The sequence below is a fragment of the Paraconexibacter sp. genome, from assembly GCF_041602235.1.
Classification (GTDB): domain Bacteria; phylum Actinomycetota; class Thermoleophilia; order Solirubrobacterales; family Solirubrobacteraceae; genus Paraconexibacter.
In genome coordinates this window covers 1-6,220 of record NZ_JBFIGP010000227.1, presented here as the reverse complement: position 1 = coordinate 6,220, position 6,220 = coordinate 1, and the positions used below count along the sequence as shown (strand labels likewise).

4 protein-coding genes are annotated in these 6,220 nt (G+C 72.8%); all 4 read right to left on the bottom strand.

The annotated features are described in order from the left end of the window. Nucleotides 1-141: 141 nt before the first annotated feature. Nucleotides 142-492 (bottom strand): plasmid stabilization protein, encoded by a 351-nt coding sequence (locus ABYE80_RS15630; RefSeq protein ID WP_372791226.1) that lies wholly within the window; start codon nt 490-492, stop codon nt 142-144. Nucleotides 493-575: 83 nt separating this feature from the next. Beyond that, a complete protein-coding gene (locus tag ABYE80_RS15625; RefSeq protein WP_372791225.1) occupies nt 576-3,689 on the bottom strand; it encodes an EAL domain-containing protein in 3,114 nt (1,037 codons plus the stop codon). Continuing rightward, nucleotides 3,676-4,824 carry a BMP family ABC transporter substrate-binding protein gene (locus ABYE80_RS15620; protein ID WP_372791224.1) on the bottom strand — a complete coding sequence of 383 codons (1,149 nt, stop codon included), beginning with the start codon at nt 4,822-4,824 and terminating at the stop codon, nt 3,676-3,678. The genes ABYE80_RS15625 and ABYE80_RS15620 overlap by 14 nt, the downstream gene beginning before the upstream one ends. 66 nt (nt 4,825-4,890) lie before the next feature. Then, nucleotides 4,891-6,220, bottom strand: a 1,330-nt coding sequence (locus ABYE80_RS15615) for an FAD-dependent oxidoreductase (RefSeq protein WP_372791223.1), incomplete at its 5' end; no start/stop codon positions are given.

Genomic DNA, 6,220 nt, shown 5'->3' with positions numbered 1-6,220 from the left:
GAGCTCGAAGGGGTGCGCGACCGTGGACCGCAGGCCGTCACCGGCGCGCTGGAGGCCCTCGCCCGCCGTTCGGGCACCGGGCCACCGCGCGACGACGTCGCGATCCTGGCCGTCTCGCTGGACCCCGACTGAGCCCGTCGGCTACGAGGATTTCTTGCCCGCCACCGCGTGGGCGAGCTCGTCCTTGGTCATCTTCGACCGGCCCTCGACGCCGAGGTCCCGTGCCTCGGCGTACAGCTGGTCCTTGGTCCGCCCCTTCCGACGGTTCGTCCCGGATCGGCGACCGCCGCGCTCACCGGAGGACAGCGGGTCCTCGGTCGAGGTGCGCGACGCCGTTCGGGACTCGCCGTGTCGCGCGCGCTCCTTGTTGACCGTGCGCGCCGCGATCTCCTCGGCGCGTGACTCGGACGCTCCGCGCTCCTTGGCGCTCTCCTTGACGTGCTCGTACTGTCGGGCGCGCTTGCTGCCCTTCTTGACTCCGGCTGGGGGCATGGGGGCCTCCTGTCGTACGGGGACGTACCGGATGTACCCGGCGGCGGCGACCGCCCAAACGCGCCGGGCCCGCCCGCCGCGGGCTAGGTGTTGACGGTCGGAGCCGGTGCGGCGCTGGGCACAGGGCGACCGATGTAGTAGCCCTGGACGTGATCGACGCCGAGCTCGGTGAGGAGCTCCAGGGTGGCCTCGTCCTCGACGAACTCGGCGATGGTCTGGAGCCCGAGGTTCGCCGCGATCTCCGCCATGTGCCGCACGACCAGCTGGTCGGTGCGGTTGTAGATGATCGTGCGGACGAAGTCGCCGTCGATCTTCAGGAAGTCGAGCGGCATGTGCTTCAGGTAGTAGAACGAGGCGAACCCGGCGCCGAAGTCGTCCAGCGCGAACCCGCACCCCAGATCGCGCAGCGCATCGGCGAACCCGCGGGCCTGCTCCATGTTGGCGATCGCGGCCGTCTCGGTGATCTCGAAGACCAGTCGCGACGGGTCCGCGCCGGTTCGCTGCAGCAGCCCGGACACGAACGGCGGCAGCTCGGGGTCGGCGAGCGAGCGGGCCGACAGGTTCACCTCGTAGGAGATCGGGGGGCCGGCGCCGTGCGGTGCGGCGATCAGCTCGATCGCCCGCTCGATCATGAAGCGGTCGATCTCACGGACGAGCCCTGTGCGCTCGGCCGTGGGCATGAACGCGCTCGGTGGGATCGCGTTGCCGTTCTCGTCGATCAGCCGCACCAGCAGCTCGTACTGCGTGATCTGGCCCGTGGCGAGCGTCATGATCGGCTGCACGTAGGCGGTGAGCTGCCCGCGGTCCAGAGCCTGTCGCAGTCGCTGGGACCAGGCGGTGCGCTGCTGGCGCTGCGCGGCGTCCGGGGCGTCGGCGGTGAAGACGACCGCGCGATCGCGGCCGCTCTCCTTGGCCTCGTAGAGCGCCAGGTCGGCCGCCACCATGACGTCCTCCCCGATGGATGCTCCCGCGGAGCCGAACGCGGCGAGCCCCATGCTCGCGGTGAGCCGCTGCCGCTGCGCGCCGAGGACGACGCCGTGGTCGCGGATGCTCTGCAGCAGCTCCTCGGCGACCCCACGGGCGGCGTCGATCGGCGTGTCGGGCATCAGGACGGCGAACTCGTCGCCGCCGATGCGCGCCACCATGTCCGTGCTGCGCACCCGCGTGGCGATCAGCGTCCCGACGCTGCGGATGAGCTCGTCGCCCTGAGCGTGTCCCAGCGTGTCGTTGATGTCCTTCAGGCTGTCGATGTCGATCAGCAGCATCGCGCCCTCGCTGTAGCGCCGGGCGCGCGCCGTCTCGCGGGCGAGGTCGGCCTCGAACGTGCGGCGGTTGCGCAGGCCCGTGAGCTCGTCGTGCTCGGCCAGGTAGCGCAGCTTCTCCGCCTCCTCACGACGCACGGAGACGTCGCGGATCGCCGCCGACACCAGGCGGCCGTCGGCGGTGTCCAGGGGGGAGAGGCTGATCTCGACCGGGACCTCCGCGCCGTCCTTGCGACGTGCGAACAGCTCGAGTCCCGCGCCCATCGGCCGGGAGTGCGGGTCGCTGCCGTACGCGTCCCGGTGGGCTGCGTGCCCGTCACGGAGCCGCTCGGGGATCAGGACCTCGACGGGCTGGCCGACGAGGTCGACGCGGGAGTAGCCGAACAGCCGCAGCGTCTGGGTGTTGGCGAGCACGATGCGTCCGTCCTGGCCGACGATCACCATGGCGTCGGGTGCCGCCTCGAGGAGGTCCCGGAAGCGCTGGTCGGCGCGCCGGCGTTCCGTGATGTCCTCGATCTGGGCGATGAAGTGCTGGGGGGAGCCGTCGGCGTCGCGCACGAGCGAGGCGGAGATGCTCGTCGTCACCGTCGTGCCGTCGCGCCGGACGTAGTCCCGCTCGTGGCTGGTCCCGGTCGCGAGGGACGGCAGCAGGTCCCCGGCGGACTCCTGGGAGCCCGGGTCCATGACATCGTGGAAGGTGCGTTCCTGGAGTTCGTCCTCGCTGTAGCCGAGCATCGCGCAGAGGGCTCGGTTCGCCTCCATCCAGCGTCCGTCCAGCGCCACGAGCGCCATGCCGATCGGCGCATCCGCGAACGCCGTGCGGAACCGGCTCTGCGCCTGGCGCAGCTCCCCGGTCATCTCCACGGCGAGCTCGACCGCACGGGTGCGTCCCAGACCGAGGGTCAGGAGCAGCCAGCTGGCCAGCACGCTCACCAGGAGGCCTCCGGACAGGACGGCGAGCGGCAGGCGAACGGCTCCCGTGTCCAGCGCTCGCGGAGCGAAGAACACGAGCCAGCGCCGTCCCCCGACGTCGATCGTGCGTGTCGCCGCGCGACGGGGATCGATCGGCCGGAGCGCTCGCAGGTCCCGGTCGGAGTCGTAGAGCAGGTTGCCGGCCGCGGGCCGCGTGCGGTGCGGTCCGGCGGTCGCGCCCACGTCGTAGACCTCGAGGTCGCCGTCGGCCCGGCCCGGCGGGAGGAGTCCGGCCAGGAACTCCGTGGCGTTGAAGGCCGCGCTCGTCACGCCGATCAGCCGGCCTGCGCTGCTGCTCACCAGCGAGTCCCCGGGGGCGCGGACCGCGAGCGTCACGAGGAAGCCGCGCTTGCCGTCCTGCAGGAGCCGGATCGGCGCCGTCATCGACGGACGCCCCGTCTGCTGCGTCAGCTGCACGGCGGCGGCCCGGTGCTGTTCGCTGAGCAGGTCGAACCCCACGGCCCTGGCGTTGCCGGTGATCGGCTCGAGGTAGGAGATGATGACCTGACGGTCGTCCGGTCGGGAGGGCCTCACGCGGAACGCGGCGCCCCCGTGCTGCGCTCGCATCCGGCGCAGGAACGCCGCGCGATCGACCGGCTCCACCACGGTGGCGTACGCCACGGTCTTGATCCCCGGGTACCGGGCCGGAAGCTGCATGCCGCGCACGAAGTCCGAGAAGCGCGCGGAGGGAGGCGCCGCGTCGAGCTCGAACAGCCCCCGGACCCCGACGAGGATCTCGGTGTAGGCGCCGATACGACGCTCGAGGATGCCGATGGTCTCGGTCGTCTCGCGGGCGACCCGCTCACGCACGTCCTGGTCGGCGGTTCGGTGCGTGGCGAGGGTCCCCAGGACCGTGACGGCCATGAGGAGCGCGAACAGCAGCGCCGCGGATGCGCGCGGGCGCGTGACGACGACCTGGGTCAGCCTGCCGAGCGGCGTCTCCCTGCGTTCAGCGAAGGTCACCGCTCACCCCCTCCACGAGGTAGTCGATCTCCTCCAGATCCGTGACCGACGGCTGCGGTCCCCGGATGCGCACACGGCCCGCCTGATCCCGCACCGGCCCGGTGAACGGCCGCAGGGTGCCGTCCCGCAGGCTCGTGAGGGTCTGGCGGACGGTGCGGCGGATCGCGGGGGTCGCCGCGTCACCGAACGGCGAGAGGCCCACGGCGCCGTCACGCAGCCCCAGCCGCAGGCGGCCCGCGTAGCGGCTGGTCGCGAACCGGCCCGCCCGGATCGTGCGCACCATGTCCACGAACAGCGCATCCCAGCGGAAGCGGGCCCCGGTCAGCCAGGCCTTCGGGGCGACGCTGCGGGCGTCGTGGTGGAACCCGACCACGCGAGCTCCGCCCGCGGCGGCGGTGCGGATCACGGTCGCGGTGCAGTCCTGGTGCTGCGCTACGACGTCGGCACCCCATCGCAGCAGCCGACGGGTCGAGTCCCGCTGCTTGCGCGGCGAGCACCAGGAGGAGGTGAACAGCACGCGGGTCCGGGCCGCGGGGTTGACGGACCTCGCGCCGAGGGCGAACGCGTTGATCGTCAGCAGCGACTGCGAGATCGGGTAGGCGGCGACGAATCCCAGCCGGTCACTGCGCGTCGACAGCCCGGCGGCCTGGCCGGCTGCGTACTCCGCGTCCCAGATCGAGCCGAAGTAGGTCCCGAGGTTGGCGGCCGTCTGCTGGCCGCCCTGGTGCAGGAAGGTCACCGTCGGGTGCCGGGCCGCGACCTCGAGCGCCGCATCGAGATGCCCGAAGCTCGTGGCGAAGACGATGGTCGCGCCCCGGGCGATCAGCTCCTCCATGGCCGTGGCGGCCGCACGCGACTCGGGGACGTGCTGGGTCTCGAGGACCCGGGTCCCCGGGACCTGCCTGCGCACCGCGAGCGCGCCCTCGTGCGCGGCCTGGTTGTAGCCGCGGTCGTGGATCGATCCGACGTAGATGAACCCGACGGTCAGCGCTTGCGGCCGCGGCGCCTGCGCGCCGGGCTCACCGGCGTCACCGCAGCCTGCGAGCACCAGGATCGCCACCAGGGCGAGGACCCGTCCGCCACAGGCGCGCACCACTCTCCAGGCGTCCGATGCGCTGCGCGACGCCTCGATCATCCGTCCAAGGGGACCGTGTGCGCTGCGGTCGGGGCCGTCACCTCCCGATGATCGGCAGTCGTGCGCTCAGTCTTGAGCGGCGGGCGCGGGGGCGTCGTGATCGATCTCGTGGTGCAGGGCGTGGACGGCCGGGCCCTCGAGCACCTCACCGTCGGTCGGGTCGAACCGGGAGCCGTGGCACGGGCAGTCCCAGGACCGCTCGCTGTCGTTGAACCGCACCTCGCAGCCGAGATGCGTGCAACGGGTCGAGCAGAGGTGCACGACCCCCTCGGGGTCCCGGTACGCGGCGGCCTTGCCCCCGCGGTGGCGGACGATGCGGCCGGTCCCCGGCTCGAGGTCCTCCACGGAGGGCGCCTGCAGCCGCGTCCTCACCGGGTCGCCCAGGAGGCGCCGCGCCACGTTGGCGTTCTCGCGCACGAACCTCGGCGCCGCGGCGATCGGGTGGAACCGGCCGGTGTCGAACATCTTCGACCACGGATGCAGTCGCCCGAGCAGCCGGCGGCTGAGGATCATCGCCGCCACCGTGCCGTTGGTGTAGCCCCACTTGCGCAGGCCGGTCGCGACCCAGAGCCGGCGCGAGGCCGGCCAGTAGCGCCCGACGTACGGAAGCTCGTCGACCGAGATCAGGTCCTGGGCGGACCAGCGGTGGGCCACCGGTCCGAGGTGCTCGAACCGCTCCCGCGCCCACGCCTCGAGGTCGGTGAACGGAGCGTCGTCGCGCCGGCGCTGGCCCGCCTTGTGCCCGGCCCCGCCGACGACGAGCAGGTCGTGCGTGTCGCCCGGGATCACGCGCAGGGACCGGGTCTGCTCGCCGGTCTCGTAGAACATGCCGGCGGGCAGGGTCCCCGACGGCCCGGGAAGGGCGATCGCGTAGGACCGCTCCGCCCGCAGGCGCGCGAAGAAGCCCGCCCGGTCCAGGAACGGGAAGTGGGTGGCCACGACGACCTGCGCGGCCCGCACCTCGTGGCCGGTGCTGGTGCTCACGACGCACGGATCGCCCTCCTGGACGTCGGTCGCGCGCGTGCGCTCGTGGATGGTGCCCCCGGCGGCCTCCAGGAGATCGGCCAGACGGGCCAGGTACCGGCAGGGGTGGAACTCGGCCTGACCCGTGACCTGGAGGCCCGCGACCGCCTCGAGGGGCCGCGGCAGGCTCAGCGAGGCGGCGACCGGGAGGCCCGCCCGGCGGGAGGCCTGCTCCTCGCGCGCGAGGCGATCGGCGTGACCGGCGTCGTTGGTGTACGTGTAGGCGCTGCGCTCGCGCCAGTCGCATGCGATGTCCTCGATAGCCACGAGGTCAGCCATCCACGCGAGCGCCCCTTGCTGGGCCTCGGCGTAGGTTCGCGAGACGGCACCGCCGAACTGGCGTTCCAGCGTGTCGTAGACCACCCCGTGGGCG